We start from the raw sequence: 16,286 nt of genomic DNA, 5'->3' as shown, positions 1-16,286 counted from the left end.
CATGTCTCGACCTTTTTTCGCCTGATCAGGTTCAAAAACCAATAAATGAAGGATATAACATGCAGTTTAAAACGTCTTTATGTGCAATTGCGGTCGGGATGGCACTAACGTTAAGCGGATGCAACAGTAGTGATAATAGCTCGAATGTGGATGCTCCACTTAAAGCAACTGAGTTTCACAACACCATCGATCGTGCAGGTGTACCTGTGGCATTGCGTGATTTGCACGGCGGTCATCTACGCTACATTCCGATGTTCGATAATGGCTCATGGCATGGTCACACGTTGGACACCAAAGGGGGTGAGATCACTCTAGGTGGTACAGCACTATTGACCGAAGAATATGTATCATTCATGGCTGCACGTTTCGACCGTTTGGCTCTGACTGTTGATGGTCAACCTATGCCACTCGAACTAACAAACGCATATTCGCAACCTGGGGCATTGATCCAAACGTATACTGGTGATAACGGTATCGAAGCCGAACTAGAAATGCGTTTTGTGACGAATCGAACTTCTCTTGTGAAAATCACCATAAAAAACCCAAGTAAGCTAGATATTCAAGGCGAATGGGATGGTGAGTTGATGCAAAACTACCGTGCGGATGATGGTGAGGCATACCAGAATGAAGACAGCACAGTCCGTAGTGTTGAAGAAGCTTACCCAACTTACTCTCGTGAAATTACAGCGACAGACCGCGGGGTAGAAGTCTCTTTTGGTGCCGTTCGTGATTCCTGGTCATTGCTGACTTCTGGCGATTCTAAATTCGAAGTAACGCGTTCTATCAAACCAGACACTTCTACCATCAATGACGACAAAAAAGGCTTCGTACAGACAGCTTCTCTCGGTAATGGCGAAGAAATCACGTTGTACACGGCTTACACTCACGTTCAAAACACCAAAGAGCAAACATCTGAGTTCGCAAAACTGAATAAAGTAATGGCCGATCCAAAAGGTTATATGCACGACTCAGCAATGCGTTGGGAAGAGTACTTAAAAAACGGGCTCACCAACGATGCAGCCTCCAAAGAGCATGAGTTCGTTGCGGTAAAAGCCATGGAAACATTAAACGCGAACTGGCGTGGTGCTGCAGGGGCACTGGATCATGACACCGTTACGCCATCCGTTACCGCTCCTTACTTCTCGGGCAATATGACATGGCCATGGGATACGTGGAAACAGGCTTACGCCATGTCACACTTCAATCCAGATGTAGCGATGGAAAACATTCGTACGGTATTCCAATACCAAGTACAGTCTGATGATCCAGTACGCCCTTGGGATGAGGGCTACCTGCTTGATGTTGTGACTTACAACCTACCCGCTGAGCGTTGGGAAGGAATGTCTGCTGAGTACAAAAAAGTATTCCCTCTAGCAACCAATGGCCTGAACTGGAACGAACGAAATACCAAGCCATCACTGGCGGCATGGGCGGTATGGGAAGTGTATACCGCATTGAAAGACGAGCATAATCGTCCCCAAGAAGCACAGCAATGGCTAGAAGAAATGTATCCGAAGTTAGTTGCATTCCACGATTGGTGGTTGCGAGCTCGTGATACGAACAAGAACGGAATTCCTGAATATGGCGCTGCGAAAGACCCAATTCATACCGTTTTCGAAGGCGATGTGAATGACGGTTCTTGGGGAGCAGATGCGTCTGTGGACGATATGAAGTTCCAATACAAAGACGAATCCAATGGCGATACGTGGCTCAAAGAAACTGGCATCGAAAAGTACAATGAATTGTTAACGTCTGGTGATTACACAGCGATGAGTATCCCTGCAAAAGTCGCCGCGGGTTGGGAGTCTGGTCGCGATAACGCAGGCGTATTCGGCTTTATTGACACTATCCACGACCTACAAGGTATGGCTGAACAACCAACGCAAAAAGAAGCCGAAGTTATTGACCAAATGGGTCGTTACGCGCATAACACCAATGGCTTTGACAACACGTACAATATTGCGATGGATGCAAACGGCTCAGTGGTGACTTACCATGATGACTCGGTTGAGAACATCAATAAACTGGCTCAGGCGAAGAAAGATTGGGAAGTGAAGTTCAACGAGAACACAGACGATTCAAACAAATTATCAGGTTATTCACTGATGCAAGAATCGGTAGATCAAGCCTCTTACTGGTACTCAGACAACCTATACCTGTCACAGATTGCCGACGTATTGGGTAAAGCTGATGAAGCCTCTGAGTTTGCAGAAAAAGCAGCCGACACCAAAGAGTACATCAACCGCTGTATGTACGATGAGTCAACGGGCTTCTACTATGATATCGAAGTCGTGCCAAATGGACTCCCTAACCAATGTGCAGGTCCAGTACTGGTCAAGCGCGGTATGGGGCCTGAAGGTTGGTCACCACTATTCAACAACGCAGCAACGCAAGAACACGCGGACAAAGTCGTGGCAAACATGCTAAATACCAGCAAGTTTAACTCACCTAAGATTCCGCTAGGTACAGCATCAATGGACAACCCGGCTTACGGCCCGGATATATACTGGCGTGGTCGCGTATGGCTGGATCAGTTCTACTTTGGTGTACGCGGTATGGACAACTATGGATACGGTGTGGAAGCGCGTCAAATGGTCGATAAGTTATTCAAAAATGCACAGGGCCTAACAGAAGCCACCCCAATTCAGGAGAACTACAACCCAGAAACGGGTGAGGTTCAGGGCGCAAATAACTTCTCTTGGAGTGCTGCGCACCTTTACATGTTGTACAACGGTTTCGTGGGCAAATAACAGCCTTTGTTTAGCCATTAACGAGTCAAGCATTCTGTGTTACCGATGATCCCCCTACCATCGGCCATGGCTTAACCCTCGTCAAATCGGCTTCAAAAGCCACAGCAAAACGCTGTGGTTTTTGTTTTATCGGGCTAATACCGCTAACTGTCCGTCGTCGTTAACGGCCTTTTCCCATCACACGCTCCTTTCTCAAGGTCATATAGCGGGCTGGCCCCATGACTGCTCCATCGGTGATCTTCCCTAGCCAGTTTTCTATATTGAGTCGGCGTAACACCAATGTATGTTTGGAAGGTTTCATAGAATCGGCTGCTCGAATTGAAGCCCACCGTAAGTGAGATATCGAGAATGGTTCTATCCGTATCACTCAGCAAAGCACGAGCATGGTTGATGCGCATCGCAGTTATGTACTGCTTAATGGTCATCTGCATCGTTCGCTGAAATACGTTCATCGCGTAGTTGCTGTGTAACCCAATATGTTCAGCGATATCTTTAACGGTTAATGGCCCTTGGCTGATCGCTTACGCTGCTGTCACCTATATTCTATGGGGCATGACCTATACATTAATGGATATTCCTTTTTGGTCACTGGTCCCAACACTGACCTTGGATAAGCGTGAACGTGAAGAGCTCGTCCCATACCCTCGCTTCTTTGTAAGCCTAGCTTGGATTGTAACTGCGGCTATCGCAATGCCTTTCGTGAATTACGTAGGTGGTGACAACAAAGGATTTGGCTTTCAGATTTTTACCATCTTGTTGATCGCTTGTTTCTTGGTATCGCCCTCACCGCGGTTGACTATGTGCCCAACGTAACGCAAAGCCCTGAAACCGTATTCAGTATGCAATGTATCATGGTTGGCCTACCCGCTTTCTTCTTTGCCATTGCGTTAATCATCTACTTCCGCTTCTACAAACTGAACGGCGCATACCACCAAAAGATTCAAGATCACTTAACCGAGAAATATGACCACATAACAAACGATGGCTCAAGCCCTGGAGAAACTTCAGAGCCAACAAAACCAGTACAAGCAATTTAGACTTAATAATTAAACAAAAGAGACTGGGAACAAAAAGCTAAAATCAAGACAATCAGCACATCACCAATAAAGCACATCCCGAACACTAAAAAAATCCCTTACATACGTGAGGGATTTCTATATAAAATACGGGCTTATAAGCGACTATTTAACACCTACACCATTAAATATTTTTACGCACACATATCACAGAAAACAATTTTGATTCATTTTTAGAGCTTGCAGTCCATGATGTAGATAAATCATCAATAGCATAGTAATCCGTAGAACCTAAGTTTGTAATATCTGGTGTACTTGTCCAATAATGTTTACCATCAATGTCTGCTGAGTTCCAACCTCGTAAAGCTTGAATTAACTCATTTTTATCTGGTAGTTCCCATTTTCGATTTTGACAATACAGATTAGCGTCACTCCAATTCCTTGTAGTACTATCTGGGGCTTTAAAGTAATCATTTCCGACCTTTTCTCCCCATATTTTATCTAAATTTTGAGCTAAAACAATGCTTTCTGGTGTAGGCGATGGAATACTCCTAAGAGTTCCAAACCAAGCATAGTTCGGCCTAAAGGGTCTAACATAATCAAAACTGTCACCTGATAATTGTTCGTATATTCCTGCTCGCGACAACGTCGTTATTCCAGCCACTGTTTGCGACATTATAACATCATAGTAAGTGGCGGAATTATTTCCCCCGTCATGTTGTAAAACACTAGTCAATGACAATGATATTACTCTATGGTATACCTCACCACCAATATCCAAGTCTTTTTCATTAAAAAAGATAAACCCCCTAGGATTGCCTGATTGAACTAATAGATCGATGGTACTTTCAACGTTTTCTCTTGTTAACTTATCAATGCGATTAATAACCGTTATATTGTTACTTGTGGCATATTTTCCATGATATATAGCATGTACATTTACGACGCCTTGAGCTAGAAAATTGATCTTAAAATAATCGGATACTTTATTTACAGAACCACAGTTAGGACAATTTAATAAACTAATAACCGCCGAAGAAGTGACATTGATCTTATTTCCATTAGAGAGCTCCGCCATCACTCTAAACTCAGGACTCATATCTCCAACAAAACCAATTGCAAAATTGCGTAAGGTATTGTTCGGCCCAATCTCAAGAGACAACTTTGTAATAGTAGCATTCTGTACTGAAATACCGGCAGTGTTACTGCTTACCACAGTTCCTTTTATCGCTGATATCGTTGCTGTTCCGTCTGCTACCCCTGTAACTAAACCACCACCTTGAGTCACAGTAGCAATCCTTGGTTGTGCGCTCTGCCACAACACTTCAGATGTAATATTTTTCTGACTCTTGTCACTATATGTACCCATAGCAATTAGCTGCGAAGTACTGCCTACTATCAACGACGTCGAAGCTGGCGTAAGGTGTATTTCCGTCAATACTGCATTCGAGATCGCCACATCAACTGTACTTCCACTATCTCGACTGGTTACGCTACCTAAACTCGCGATCACCTCGGTATTCCCCGCATCTACTCCTATCAATAAACCTTGAGACGTCACCGTTGCAATATTTGGATCCGCTGGTTGCCATGACACCAATTGCGTCAAATCATAAGAGTGACCATCGCTGTATAGACCCTGTGCCGTAAGCTGCATCGTCGTTCCTTTCGGGATCGATACTTGCGCCGGCGTAAGATGTATTTCCGTCAATACTGCATTCGAGATCGCCACATCAACTGTACTCCCACTATCTTGACTGCTTACGTTACCTAAACTCGCAGTCACCTCGGTATTTCCCCCATCGACTCCTGTCAATAAACCTTGAGGTGTCACCGTTGCAATATTTGGATCCGCTGATTGCCATGACACCGATTGCGTCAAATCGTGAGAAGAGCCATCGCTGTATACACCCTGTGCCCTGAGCTGCTTCGTCGTTTCTTTCGGGATCGATACTTGCGCCGGCGTAAGATGTATTTCCGTCAATACTGCATTCGAGATCGCCACATTAACTTTACTGCTACTATCTCGACTGCTTACGCGACCTAAACTTGCAGTCACCTCGGTATTCCCCGCAACTACCCCTGTCAATAAACCTTGAGGTGTCACCGTTGCAATATTTGGAGCCGCTGGTTGCCATGACACTGACTGCGTCAAATCATAAGAGTGACCATCACTGTATAGGCCCTGTGCACTGAGCTGCTTCGTCGTTTCTTTCGGGAGCGATACTAGCGGCGGCGTAAGGTGTATTTCCGTCAATACTGCATTCGAGATCGCCACATCAACTTTACTCCCACTATCTCGACTGCTTACGCTACCTAAACTCGCAGTCACCTCGGTGTTTCCCCCATCGGCCCCCGTCAATAAGCCTTGAGGCGTCACCGTAGCTATATTTGGATCCGCGGATTGCCATGACACCGATTGTGTCAAATCGTGAGAATAACCATCGCTGTATAGACCCCGTGCACTGATCTGCATCGTCGTTTCCTTCGGGATCGATACTAGCGGCGGCGTAAGGAGTATTTCCGTCAATACTGCATTAGAAACCGCCACATCAACTTTACTGCCACTATCTTGACTGCTTACGCTACCTAAACTTGCAGTCACCTCGGTATTTCCCGCATCAGCCCCTATCAATAAACCATGAGACGTCACCCTAGCTATATTTGGATCCGTTGATTGCCATGACACCGATTGCGTCAAATTGTGAGAATGACCATCGCTGTATAGACCCTGTGCCCCGAGCTGCTTCGTCGTTCCTTTCGGAATCGATACTTGCGGCGGCGTAAGGTGTATTTCCGTCAATACTGCGTTAGAGACCGCCACATCAACTTTACTGCCACTATCTTGACTGCTTACGCTACCTAAACTTGCAGTCACCTCGGTATTTCCCGCATCAGCCCCTATCAATAGACCTTGAGGCGTCACCGTTGCAATATTTGAATCCGCTGGTTGCCACTTTACGGTTTCTGTTACATCTCTACTACGACCATCTGCATAGAACGCTGTTGCCGTCAGCTGTGTCGAGTTACCTTTAGCAAGGCTGGTAATAGGAGGAGTCACCTGAATCATTGTTACTGCAGTATTATCTTCAAAAATATCTTCAGACTTACAACCACTAGCTATAGTGAATATCGCGATAAAAAATAAAGTAAATTTTGTTAATCTATTCATAAATGTTAGGATCTGATTGGTTAATTGGTGAAGATATAGTAACAACCACACGTCTATTCATTGCTCGCCCTTCATCAGTGGCATTATCGGCAACTGCACCCTGTTCGCCTTTACCACTAATTTGTAATTGGGAACGTCGAAGCCCCAATTTTTGTAGTTCTGTTGCCACTGCATGAGCTCTTTTTTCTGAAAGTTGTTGATTATAACTTTCAGATCCGACCGAATCTGTATAACCTGTAATTGTTACACTAACCTGAGTGTTTGTTTCTACCTTTTTAATAATTTTATAAACGTCTGAGAAGGCCCCACTCGCAATATTTATCATACTCGAGTCAAAACCAAAATTAAATACAATGGGCTCTTCGCTTATTAAATCATCGTTACTGCTTGGATAGGTATTATTATTTATAATAGGTTGAGGAAGCGTTAGGTCATCGACTTGATGCCCAAATCTATAAGACAGATTTAATAATAGCGAATGACTATCATATTCTCCTATCGTAGCATCCCCTATACCATCAATATATTGATACCCGAGTCCGATTTTAACTTGAGAGTTCAAGTTATACTGAAATCCGACTTCACCCAAAGGTGAAAACCCATCTTTATTCACTATAAAGTAAGATTGACGACTCTTATCAAGAAGCCAGTATGAAAGTCCTATTTTTCCGTAAATATCGATATTTTCCCACAGAGGCCAATTATAGCCTAACGTTGATCTCAAAAGTTGCGTTTTAACTTGAACAGAAGTGCCTGATGCATCGAGGTTTCCATGATATTGATATCCTATATTCATCTCCCACGCATCAAAAAAATATAAGCCTCCGTATATCCCTACTATCGCACCTTTAGGGTCTGTGTAACTGTAGGCTTGATCTTTTGAAATTTGATATCCACTTTGTACACCAAGTGAAAAATCAGGTATTTCTGACGCGATAGTTACATTTAAAAATCCCAAAACACCGCATGCTATCGCTGTCTTTATCCAAGTCATGACTTACTTTCCATAAAATAATTTCATATGTTTATATTTTTTAACGGTAGATGGCATATCCCAAGACACAATCTACTATTGGATTTGTTTCATAATTAAATTACGCCTCTTCGATAAGATGCCCTTAAACCACGTATCTGACAGTTATCAAGTTTAAAGTGGGTAACTGCCAGATCAGTTTTGAATTAATACAATTTATTTACTAGATACGTAGTAAACATCCGTTGGATAGCCAATTCCAGACTTCCAACCAGTTAAATCATTATCTAAGTTCGTACCCCATTGATGATATTAATCAATACTGTTCGATTGAGAGAGAGGAGAATAACAATGTACAAAAAACATGAATTTTATATTGCGTTTTAACATGAAACCAATCTGAATTAACAAAGGACAAGAGAAACATTATGTTACAATATTTAATTTGACTTGTTGCTTAATTAGATTTTCAAATAAAGTTTTCTTGAACTAAATTCACACTATTACGTATTTTTTTGTTTTTTTTTGCATAATTCCGTGAACCTATATCAAACCATATATGACAAACAAAGCATTCTGCTGATATCAACGGCAGGCGTCTTCCTACAAATCGGTACCGCTCTGTTCTGGGTATTGAATGTGATTATGGTGACAGACACGGTCGATTACCGTGAGTTTAAACTGGATTCTCGTTGTGAAAGTATCGCTTACTCACTGCAAACCTTGGTGGTAAAAGCAGGTTCAGCATTTACCGCTTTCTTTATCGGCATCGCCCTCACCGCGGTTGACTATGTGCCCAACGTAACGCAAAGCCCTGAAACCGTATTCGGTATGCAATGCATCATGGTTGGCCTACCGGCTTTCTTCTTTGTCATTGCGTTAATCATCTACTTCCGCTTCTACAAACTGAACGGCGCATACCACCAAAAGATTCAAGATCACTTAACCGAGAAATATGACCGCATGACAAACGATGGCTCAAGCCCTGGAGAAACTTCAGAGCCAACAAAACCAGTACAAGCAATTTAGACTTAATAATTAAACAAAAGAGACTGGGAACAAAAAGCTAAAATCAAGACAATCAGCACATTACCAATAAAGCACATCCCGAACACTAAAAAGCCTAGCGAGTGATCGCTAGGCTTTCGTACATCAAAATAATAAGTGAGATTAGAGGAAAGGTTGTCAGTCACCAATTCAAATCAAGTAAGCTGCACCAGTATTCCAAACCTCTTTATTTTAGCGGGTCATTGTCCGGCAGTGCCTTATGAATCCATAATGCCAAACGCTTTTTAATGTTAGCTCCATCAAGCTTATTATCGGGTAACGGCGTGATCTGATTGACTTCAACAAGAAACAAATACACCGCTTTAACCTTTATCGGTTGAGAGGAATGTGGCAAATCAAAACCTTGTAATTTTGCCATTTTAAAACCGACCTCAACGGCTTTTTTCACTAGCTTATCTTCATTGATGATCTTAGCCGTTTTCGACATAGTATCTCCATAATCTTTACCGAATAAGCATTAAGTATATCAGACAAAACAATTGACAAGATTACCGTGATCTCAAATTAAAAACTCTCCCTGATAAATAAATGAAACCCATTCCACAGCCACTGGACATCTAACAAGCTTTAAGCTTTTTTATATCCGTAATCACTCACCAACATGCTTAATATAAGTGTGAAAACTCTTCAATTCGATTCTTACCACGCAACAGTAAAAAATTTAAAAAGCGGGATGTTGAGGTGGTGATTATTTTGTCTTCTGCAATGCCGTGCTTTTCAAGTAATGCTTTTACAAGATCCAAACGCGCAATCTCTTCACAGAAATGCGCATCTGAACCAGTAGAAAAGTAAACGCCGGCTCGCTTGCCGATCTCGACAATTTTTGAGCATCGTACATCACTGCCTTGCCGGCTCTTGCCCGTCAGTGATGTATTATTCACTTCAATCGCTACATTATGATCTTTGGCGCACTGAAGAACGGCTTCGATATCGAACTTGTAGTTGGGATTCCCTAAATGCCCCAGCACATCAACGTTACCGCTCTTAATGACATTCATTAATGCCTGTGTATGTTCTTGTTGCGTCGATGGCTTGAATACGGGTTCATGCAAGCTCGCAATCACCCAATCTAGGTGTTGGAAAGAAGAAGGTGGAAGATCGAGCTCTCCTGAGATATTTAGCGTATTCGCTTCAACACCGCGCAAGATACCGACACCATGAAGAAAGCGGGGCAAAATTCTTTGATTATTGAAAAACCAGTAGTGGGGGGCTCCTGGCATTTCAGGAGCATGATCCGTTGTACAAAGAAGCTTTAACCCCTTATTTTTTGATGCCAGTGCATTTTCAATAATGGTGCTGTAGGCATGACCACTGGCGAGTGTATGCGTATGGCTGTCAACGACAATCTCCATCATGACCTCCTAGATATCGATCATTTAATTTGAAAAGAACCGTCTTGGTTCATGTAAAGCGTAAGATCTGCAGGAATCGAGTGATCTAGTACTTTATCAACGTTTCTTGAGTCTGAATGTCTATAGAACTCAACCGCTTCTTCCAACGTTGAGCCACCACGCACCTTACGGTTTACCAGACGCTCTTCAAGGAATTGAGCGTCGGTGTCAATAAAGATAGTGAAATCCGCCAACTCATGTAACCCATTCCAAACGGGTTCATTCAATAACAACCAATTGCCTTCAATCACAACGATCTCTTTATCTACCGTCATCGCATCATCAACAGGATCGTGCAGGTTCCGATCATAGTACGGCCATTTAGGATCTTTCACTTTGAGTTGTTTGAGCTTGTCAATAAGCGACGTCAAGTTGAAGGTTTCATACGAACCTTTAATCGTACGCAGCTTGATTTGTTCACCATAACGCTCAATGTAATTAGAATCTAAGATCTCATTCGGATAGTGAAAACCATCAAAAGGGAGCACCTGTAGAGGCTCAAGCTCATCTTCTTGTTGCGATAAGTATTCCCAAAAAGCGGCTAATGTTGATTTTCCACTGCCTGGAGGCGCGCATAGGAAGATGATCGTACGCTCATTCTTTTGTTTGAAAAGATTCGTGAATCTTTCTACGAGCGGCTTATGAATTTGTTCAATATCTTTGTCTGGAAATATAGCTTCTGTTTCAAAACCACTGACATTTAAAGAGACTTTCATACTCACCTTACCCTAATATTTCTTTCTCAATACTTTCTAATAAGTTCTCACAACAGAGTTTAAGTACCGTTTTAATGAGGGATTCATAACGTGCTTTGGAAAACGAATCGAACGAAGAGAATTTTAATTGGTTAATTGAATCTAGATAAAAGCTGTCTTGCCCCTTGGCAAGGTGGGACTGATTACTGATGAAGTCATACACCATATCGTCATCAAACAGGATCGCTTGAGAGTGTTTACTGGTGTAATCATACATTTGGTCAAATAAGCCAATATCAGCGTAAGTTTGGAGCGTAATCTTACCCATCGCAAACATCAGTTTTGACGCAACATCGGTGGTCACCAAAGGGCCATCTTCTTTTAAAAGAGGCACCACAGCGTACTCCATAACTAAAGCGTCTTGAACGAACACTTTCGGCAATAGCTTTTGAAGTTTTTTGTTTATTAGTTTATTAGAGACTTCAATTAGACAGGTCGCGTTTTCGCACTCTTCCAACGCATCTAATAATTTGTCTTGCAATAAAATATCCATTACCTCACGACGTTGTGGTGGCCGTAGAGCCACCACAATAGTTAACTATATTAGCTAGTTAGGCTCACATCATAAAATTCCAATAGTGCCTTTTCCGCTTGTTCATTCCAAACGTAATTGTTGGTTTTTAAGATTTCATCCAATTCCAAAAAGAACGGGGATTGATCAGCTAAGGTATGGAATTGATCAATCGCTGTCAGCGGTAAGTTAATGTGCGGATAGATCATCTTCTTACCACCCGGAATATCTAGCTGATTTAGGATCGTATGTGGCGCCGCTTCCAGCCCACCAACATGGGTAAGCATAAATGAAGGGTTAATCTTATTCGCTGCAGAAAGCTCAATAGATTCGACCATATCACCCTTCGAGCCACCCGATGTTCCCACGATGTGAGTGGCTTCATAGTGAACATTGTAAAAATTAAATGGCACTTTGAATTGCTTGTCTGTTGGACCCGCAAAAAAGTTTAAACAACCATCATTACCGAGTAGCTCGTCCGCTTGTTCAAGTACTTGAGCGACAGCAGCATATACCATCACATCATCATACCCCTTACCGCCGTTTAACTGTTTAAGATGAGTTACGGGATCCTCTAACTTTGCCGTATTCACATAAAAAAGTTCAATACCGTTCTCTGCAGCTTTTGAGACAGGGATTAAGCTCTCAGCTCGCTCTAAACGCGCCTCATCAATGTCAGTGACGACAATGCGACTAGGTTTAACAGGGCCATTAATTGCGTAATCAATTGCACCGATCCCCATTGGGCCTGCACAAGCTAACAGTGCAAGCGCCCCTCCCTCTTTGATACCCATTTGATGTTCATAAACGTAGGGCGTTGTATGGTAACTTGCGTGAAATGCACCAATAATGCACGACATGGGTTCAGCTAGAGAGGCATTCGCATAGTAAGAGCTACTGTATGGAAGAACACAACCTAAGTCGATAGCGATTTGGGGGATAATGGAGTACGTTGCATTACCGCCAAACGTTTCGTAACTGTAACCTGCCGAATAGCCTGTTGGAAGCCCCATGGCAGGCTGTAACACAAACGGTTCCCCTGCCTTGAAACGCCCTTGTAAGTTAGCGCCCACTTGTACTATAACACCCGCATACTCATGGCCTGTTATCACAGGTACTTCCGCAATATCTTCGGGTACACGCTTGTGATTGCTTCCTAGCAACGCCGCTTTATAAGTAGAAAGACAGATGCTATTTGAGATGTTTTTAACCAATAATTCATCATCAGAAATGGCAGGTAAATCGAACGTTCTAAGTCGAACATCGTTTTCACCACAGATAACGGCAGCAGTAGTTTGAGTCATAATTTTATCTCCGAGAGTGGGCCCACAGAGTGGACCCAAAATTTAAATTAGGCTTGTTGACCGATGGTGTTCATTAGAGTGTCTAATGCTGGATCATGTAAGAAGTTCTTAATCGTGACAACGGGTAGCCCTGTCGCTTTGATAGCTCGATTCTCAAGGCTTTCGTGAGTCACCACCACATCAGCCTCACTCGGTACATTTTCGATGGCGAAATGCTTCACTTGAACGTCATAGCCAGCTTTTTCTAATTTGCGTTTGAAAGTGGATGCCCCCATTGCGCTTGAGCCCATCCCTGCATCACATGCAAAAGCAACAAATTTGATTGCTTTTACCGACTGTTCTGTTGAAGCCTGAGCCACACCTTTGGTTACTGTCCCCTCCGCTTTCATCTCTTTCATATCAGAGATTGACTGCTCAAATTCGTCTTCTGATTGCTCTTTCTTGCTCATTTTCAAGATAGCACTCGCCACTAAAAACGAAACTACGGTTGCAGATGTGACACCTGCGATAGTGGCAAAGAAGCTACCACGAGGCGTTAGAGCTAAGTAAGAGAAGATAGAACCAGGACTTGGACCCGCAACTAAACCACCATCAAGTAGGTTGAATGTTGCGATACCTGTCGCTGCACCTGCAATCATTGCGACAATCATGATTGGTTTCATTAGTACATATGGGAAGTACAGCTCATGGATACCACCGAAGAAGTGGATGATAATGGCGCTGGGTGCAGACTTTTTGCTTAAACCTTCGCCAAATTTAGCATAAGCCAATAGCATACCTAAGCCTGGACCTGGGTTAGATGCCACCATGAAGAATATTGATTTACCCGTTTCTGCGGCCGCCTGTAAACCAAGTGGGTAATAGATACCTTGGTCAATCGCGTTATTGAGAAACAGTACCTTTGCGGGCTCGTTGATAATAGCCAATAACGGGAGAAAGCCCGTAGCAACTAAGGCTTCGATGCCAGACTTAACGAATAGATTCGCAGCAGTGACTGCTGGACCAACAATCGCGTAAGCAAATAGACACATCAACATACCAAAGATGCCTAGCGAGAAGTTGTTAACCACCATCTCGAAACCAGAAGGGATCTTGTTTTGTAAACGCTTGTCGATTTGAACAATCACCCAGCCACTCAGTGGCCCCATAATCATTGCACCCACAAACATTGGAATCTCAGCGCCAGCGATAACCCCCATTGTACCGATTGCACCAGCAACCGCGCCGCGTTTATCCCCGACAATTTGACCGCCGGTATAGCCGATAAGCAAAGGAAGTAAATAAGTGATCATCGGGCCCACTAATTCACCAAAATATTCGTTAGGCATCCAACCCGTTGGAATAAATAATGCGGTAATAAAGCCCCATGCGATGAAGGCTCCAATATTTGGCAATACCATCGCGGTCAGATGACCACCAAAAGATTGCACTTTAGCTCTTATATTTGTAGACACGGTATCTTCCTTATTTTCAAAGGTTATTCTTAGTAACTTTTAATAATTTCAAGTACGTCAGCTTTTGAAGATGAAGCCGCCAGCTTGGCAATATTTTCTTCATCGACTAGCATTTCGCTAAGTGCTTGAATAACCTCGATGTGTGTATCTGAATCCTTTGCAGCTAATGTTAATAAGACATTCGCTGGTCCCATTTCTGAACCGAAATCAACTGGGGTTGAAAAAACATGGATACCTAATCCCGTCTTTAGAACACCTTCTTCTGGGCGAGCATGGGGCATCGCAATGCCTGGACAAAGAACATAATAAGGTCCATTATCATGCGTTGACTGAATGATCGCATTAGCATAGTTATCGGTAACGTAACCTTTGTCTTGCAAATAACGTGTCGTTTCTTTAACTGCATCTTCCCACTTATATTCAGAGTGGTTAATGACATCAATTAAATCGTGGTCAATAAGGTCATAAAGCATAATATATCCCAGTTATTCTTGGTTCGTTGTTGTTGGGATTATTATCAATGGAAGTGAGTGAATAGAGAAATAGCAACAAAATGAGATACAGATCACCTAAATATCACTGTCAAATGATAAGTTAGAATCTACCTCACACATTTAAAATGAAAATTAATTACAAATTTATAATTAACTACAAATCAATACCATAAATTTGATCAGCCACTCAATTTTATGATTAATTAAAAATACAATAAATGAGATTTAGATCTAATTACAGATATTGACCATGATTAATTTGTGATTGGCACTAGGTTTAAAATCATCAAATTAATTATAAATCACTCTCAAATCAGTGACCAAGATCCCGTATGAAACTCAACCCATCTAAAAATGTAACTCAGTTACAAGTCATCTCGCATACCAAACATCTTTAGTATCATGCTGCTTATCAGATAACTCCGTTCAGCGTCAGAGATCCTATATGCAAAAGCCCAAAGTTGTTGGCTTTGGGCTTTGTTTTGGTTATTGACGTTATGTAATCAATCAAAAAACGAACAAGTTACTCCGGAATCACGACGATTCCCATCGTTTCAAGCAGTTGCTCTTGCTGCCAAGCGACAATTTTAATTCCAGATGTATCGACCTTACGAGGATCTAACCCCTCTAATTCAGCATGACATAAATTAGCACCTTGCATGCTGAATTGCCCCCATACGTCTTCTGAGAACACACCCCGGCTGAGATCAGACTCTTTCAGTGACGCGCCGCCAAGGTAAGTACCTATCCAACGGTTCTCAAACAACTCGCACTTCTCTAAACAAGCTTGCTCCAAGTTGGCGTAAGACAGGTTACAGCCCGTAATATACGCTGAGCAAAAATACATTCGATTACTTACCTGATTAGCAAAGTTAGCACGAGTAAAGTTCGCCCCTTTCAAGTCGCATTCACGTAGCTCAATACCATAGCAGTTCGCATTACTGAAATTCGCCATCGCCAACTGGCAATTCTGAAAGCTTGCATCTCGTAAGTCGGCAACATCAAAGTGGCATCCCTCAATGTCGCCTTGTTCAATAAACTTACAGTTAATAAACGTTGTATCACGCAAGTTCGAACGTCTGAAATCACAACGGATAAACGTACAGGCTGTAAATGTAAGCTCTGATAAGTCTTGCTCAGCAAAACTGTGGTGATGATAAGTGCTGTTATTAGTGTCCATTTAGCCCCCTAAAGAAATTAAGCTAAGACTATCATTACGATCTCAAGAAAACACTAAATTAAAAACCAACAAAAACAGCAACTTAAATCACCTCGATTTAGCTATTTTAAGGCACCAAACAAGCATTTTAAGGTTGTTATTTTCGTTTTATAGCATGCGCCTATCTTGAAAAAAGTTATGCTTCTTAGTGAAAGCTTGAGAGGGTATACAATACATGA

At 42.5% G+C, this 16,286-nt stretch carries 11 protein-coding genes and 3 pseudogenes; 3 read left to right on the top strand and 11 right to left on the bottom strand.

Going from position 1 to position 16,286, the window contains the following annotated elements:
- Positions 1–59: 59 nt before the first annotated feature.
- On the top strand, positions 60–2,750 hold the full coding sequence (gene ygjK / locus OCU36_RS16005; protein WP_261840527.1) for an alpha-glucosidase: 2,691 nt from the start codon (positions 60–62) through the stop codon (positions 2,748–2,750).
- A 143-nt stretch (positions 2,751–2,893) separates the two neighbouring features.
- On the opposite strand, the pseudogene OCU36_RS16000 reads toward ygjK, so the two are convergent.
- Positions 2,894–3,256: pseudogene (locus tag OCU36_RS16000) on the bottom strand (AraC family transcriptional regulator); the annotation flags it as partial.
- Between OCU36_RS16000 and OCU36_RS15995 the strand changes: the two are divergent.
- Positions 3,249–3,787, top strand: a pseudogene (locus OCU36_RS15995) (MFS transporter); the annotation flags it as partial. The pseudogenes OCU36_RS16000 and OCU36_RS15995 sit on opposite strands and share 8 nt — an antisense overlap.
- Positions 3,788–3,950: 163 nt before the next feature.
- On the opposite strand, the gene OCU36_RS15990 reads toward OCU36_RS15995, so the two are convergent.
- A complete protein-coding gene (locus OCU36_RS15990; protein ID WP_261840526.1) occupies positions 3,951–6,938 on the bottom strand; it encodes an Ig-like domain-containing protein in 2,988 nt (995 codons plus the stop codon).
- Positions 6,931–7,932 carry an OmpA family protein gene (locus OCU36_RS15985; protein ID WP_261840525.1) on the bottom strand — a complete coding sequence of 334 codons (1,002 nt, stop codon included), beginning with the start codon at positions 7,930–7,932 and terminating at the stop codon, positions 6,931–6,933. Before OCU36_RS15985 ends, OCU36_RS15990 begins: the two co-directional genes overlap by 8 nt.
- Positions 7,933–8,436: 504 nt before the next feature.
- Here OCU36_RS15985 and OCU36_RS15980 point away from each other — a divergent pair.
- Positions 8,437–8,940 (top strand): annotated as a pseudogene (locus OCU36_RS15980) (MFS transporter); the annotation flags it as partial.
- Between the two features lie 205 nt (positions 8,941–9,145).
- Here OCU36_RS15980 and OCU36_RS15975 read toward each other — a convergent pair.
- The 8 genes from OCU36_RS15975 to OCU36_RS15940 all read right to left on the bottom strand — a co-directional run bounded on the left by OCU36_RS15975 (position 9,146) and on the right by OCU36_RS15940 (position 16,068).
- Positions 9,146–9,406 carry a DUF5062 family protein gene (locus OCU36_RS15975; RefSeq protein ID WP_261840524.1) on the bottom strand — a complete coding sequence of 87 codons (261 nt, stop codon included), beginning with the start codon at positions 9,404–9,406 and terminating at the stop codon, positions 9,146–9,148.
- A 178-nt stretch (positions 9,407–9,584) separates the two neighbouring features.
- Complete coding sequence (locus OCU36_RS15970; RefSeq protein ID WP_261840729.1) at positions 9,585–10,331, bottom strand: phosphatase; 747 nt, start codon at positions 10,329–10,331, stop codon at positions 9,585–9,587.
- 20 nt (positions 10,332–10,351) lie between these two features.
- A complete protein-coding gene (locus OCU36_RS15965) occupies positions 10,352–11,086 on the bottom strand; it encodes a nucleoside/nucleotide kinase family protein (protein WP_261840523.1) in 735 nt (244 codons plus the stop codon).
- A 7-nt stretch (positions 11,087–11,093) separates the two neighbouring features.
- Positions 11,094–11,618 (bottom strand): MltR family transcriptional regulator, encoded by a 525-nt coding sequence (locus OCU36_RS15960; RefSeq protein WP_372067937.1) that lies wholly within the window; start codon positions 11,616–11,618, stop codon positions 11,094–11,096.
- 50 nt (positions 11,619–11,668) lie between these two features.
- The gene (locus OCU36_RS15955) at positions 11,669–12,940 is read right to left on the bottom strand and encodes a zinc-binding dehydrogenase (protein WP_261840522.1); all 1,272 of its coding nucleotides are present in this window, start codon (positions 12,938–12,940) and stop codon (positions 11,669–11,671) included.
- Positions 12,941–12,987: 47 nt separating this feature from the next.
- A complete protein-coding gene (locus OCU36_RS15950) occupies positions 12,988–14,394 on the bottom strand; it encodes a PTS mannitol transporter subunit IICB (protein WP_261840521.1) in 1,407 nt (468 codons plus the stop codon).
- 29 nt (positions 14,395–14,423) lie between these two features.
- A complete protein-coding gene (locus OCU36_RS15945) occupies positions 14,424–14,867 on the bottom strand; it encodes a PTS sugar transporter subunit IIA (protein WP_261840520.1) in 444 nt (147 codons plus the stop codon).
- 544 nt (positions 14,868–15,411) lie between these two features.
- The gene (locus OCU36_RS15940) at positions 15,412–16,068 is read right to left on the bottom strand and encodes a QnrS family quinolone resistance pentapeptide repeat protein (protein ID WP_261840519.1); all 657 of its coding nucleotides are present in this window, start codon (positions 16,066–16,068) and stop codon (positions 15,412–15,414) included.
- Between the last annotated feature and the right edge of the window lie 218 nt (positions 16,069–16,286).

It is taken from the genome of Vibrio artabrorum (assembly GCF_024347295.1).
Taxonomy (GTDB): Bacteria; Pseudomonadota; Gammaproteobacteria; order Enterobacterales; family Vibrionaceae; genus Vibrio; species Vibrio artabrorum.
Note: the sequence above shows the minus strand (reverse complement) of the source record. Positions and strands in the feature narration are given on the sequence as shown.

Excerpts from the sequence above, each read along its gene's own strand:
- ygjK (WP_261840527.1), top strand. The coding sequence starts at position 60 with ATGCAGTTTAAAACGTCTTTATGTGCAATTGCGGTCGGGATGGCACTA.
- OCU36_RS15990 (WP_261840526.1), bottom strand. The coding sequence starts at position 6,938 with ATGAATAGATTAACAAAATTTACTTTATTTTTTATCGCGATATTCACT.
- OCU36_RS15985 (WP_261840525.1), bottom strand. The coding sequence starts at position 7,932 with ATGACTTGGATAAAGACAGCGATAGCATGCGGTGTTTTGGGATTTTTA.
- OCU36_RS15975 (WP_261840524.1), bottom strand. The coding sequence starts at position 9,406 with ATGTCGAAAACGGCTAAGATCATCAATGAAGATAAGCTAGTGAAAAAA.
- OCU36_RS15970 (WP_261840729.1), bottom strand. The coding sequence starts at position 10,331 with ATGGAGATTGTCGTTGACAGCCATACGCATACACTCGCCAGTGGTCAT.
- OCU36_RS15965 (WP_261840523.1), bottom strand. The coding sequence starts at position 11,086 with ATGAAAGTCTCTTTAAATGTCAGTGGTTTTGAAACAGAAGCTATATTT.
- OCU36_RS15960 (WP_372067937.1), bottom strand. The coding sequence starts at position 11,618 with ATGGATATTTTATTGCAAGACAAATTATTAGATGCGTTGGAAGAGTGC.
- OCU36_RS15955 (WP_261840522.1), bottom strand. The coding sequence starts at position 12,940 with ATGACTCAAACTACTGCTGCCGTTATCTGTGGTGAAAACGATGTTCGA.
- OCU36_RS15945 (WP_261840520.1), bottom strand. The coding sequence starts at position 14,867 with ATGCTTTATGACCTTATTGACCACGATTTAATTGATGTCATTAACCAC.
- OCU36_RS15940 (WP_261840519.1), bottom strand. The coding sequence starts at position 16,068 with ATGGACACTAATAACAGCACTTATCATCACCACAGTTTTGCTGAGCAA.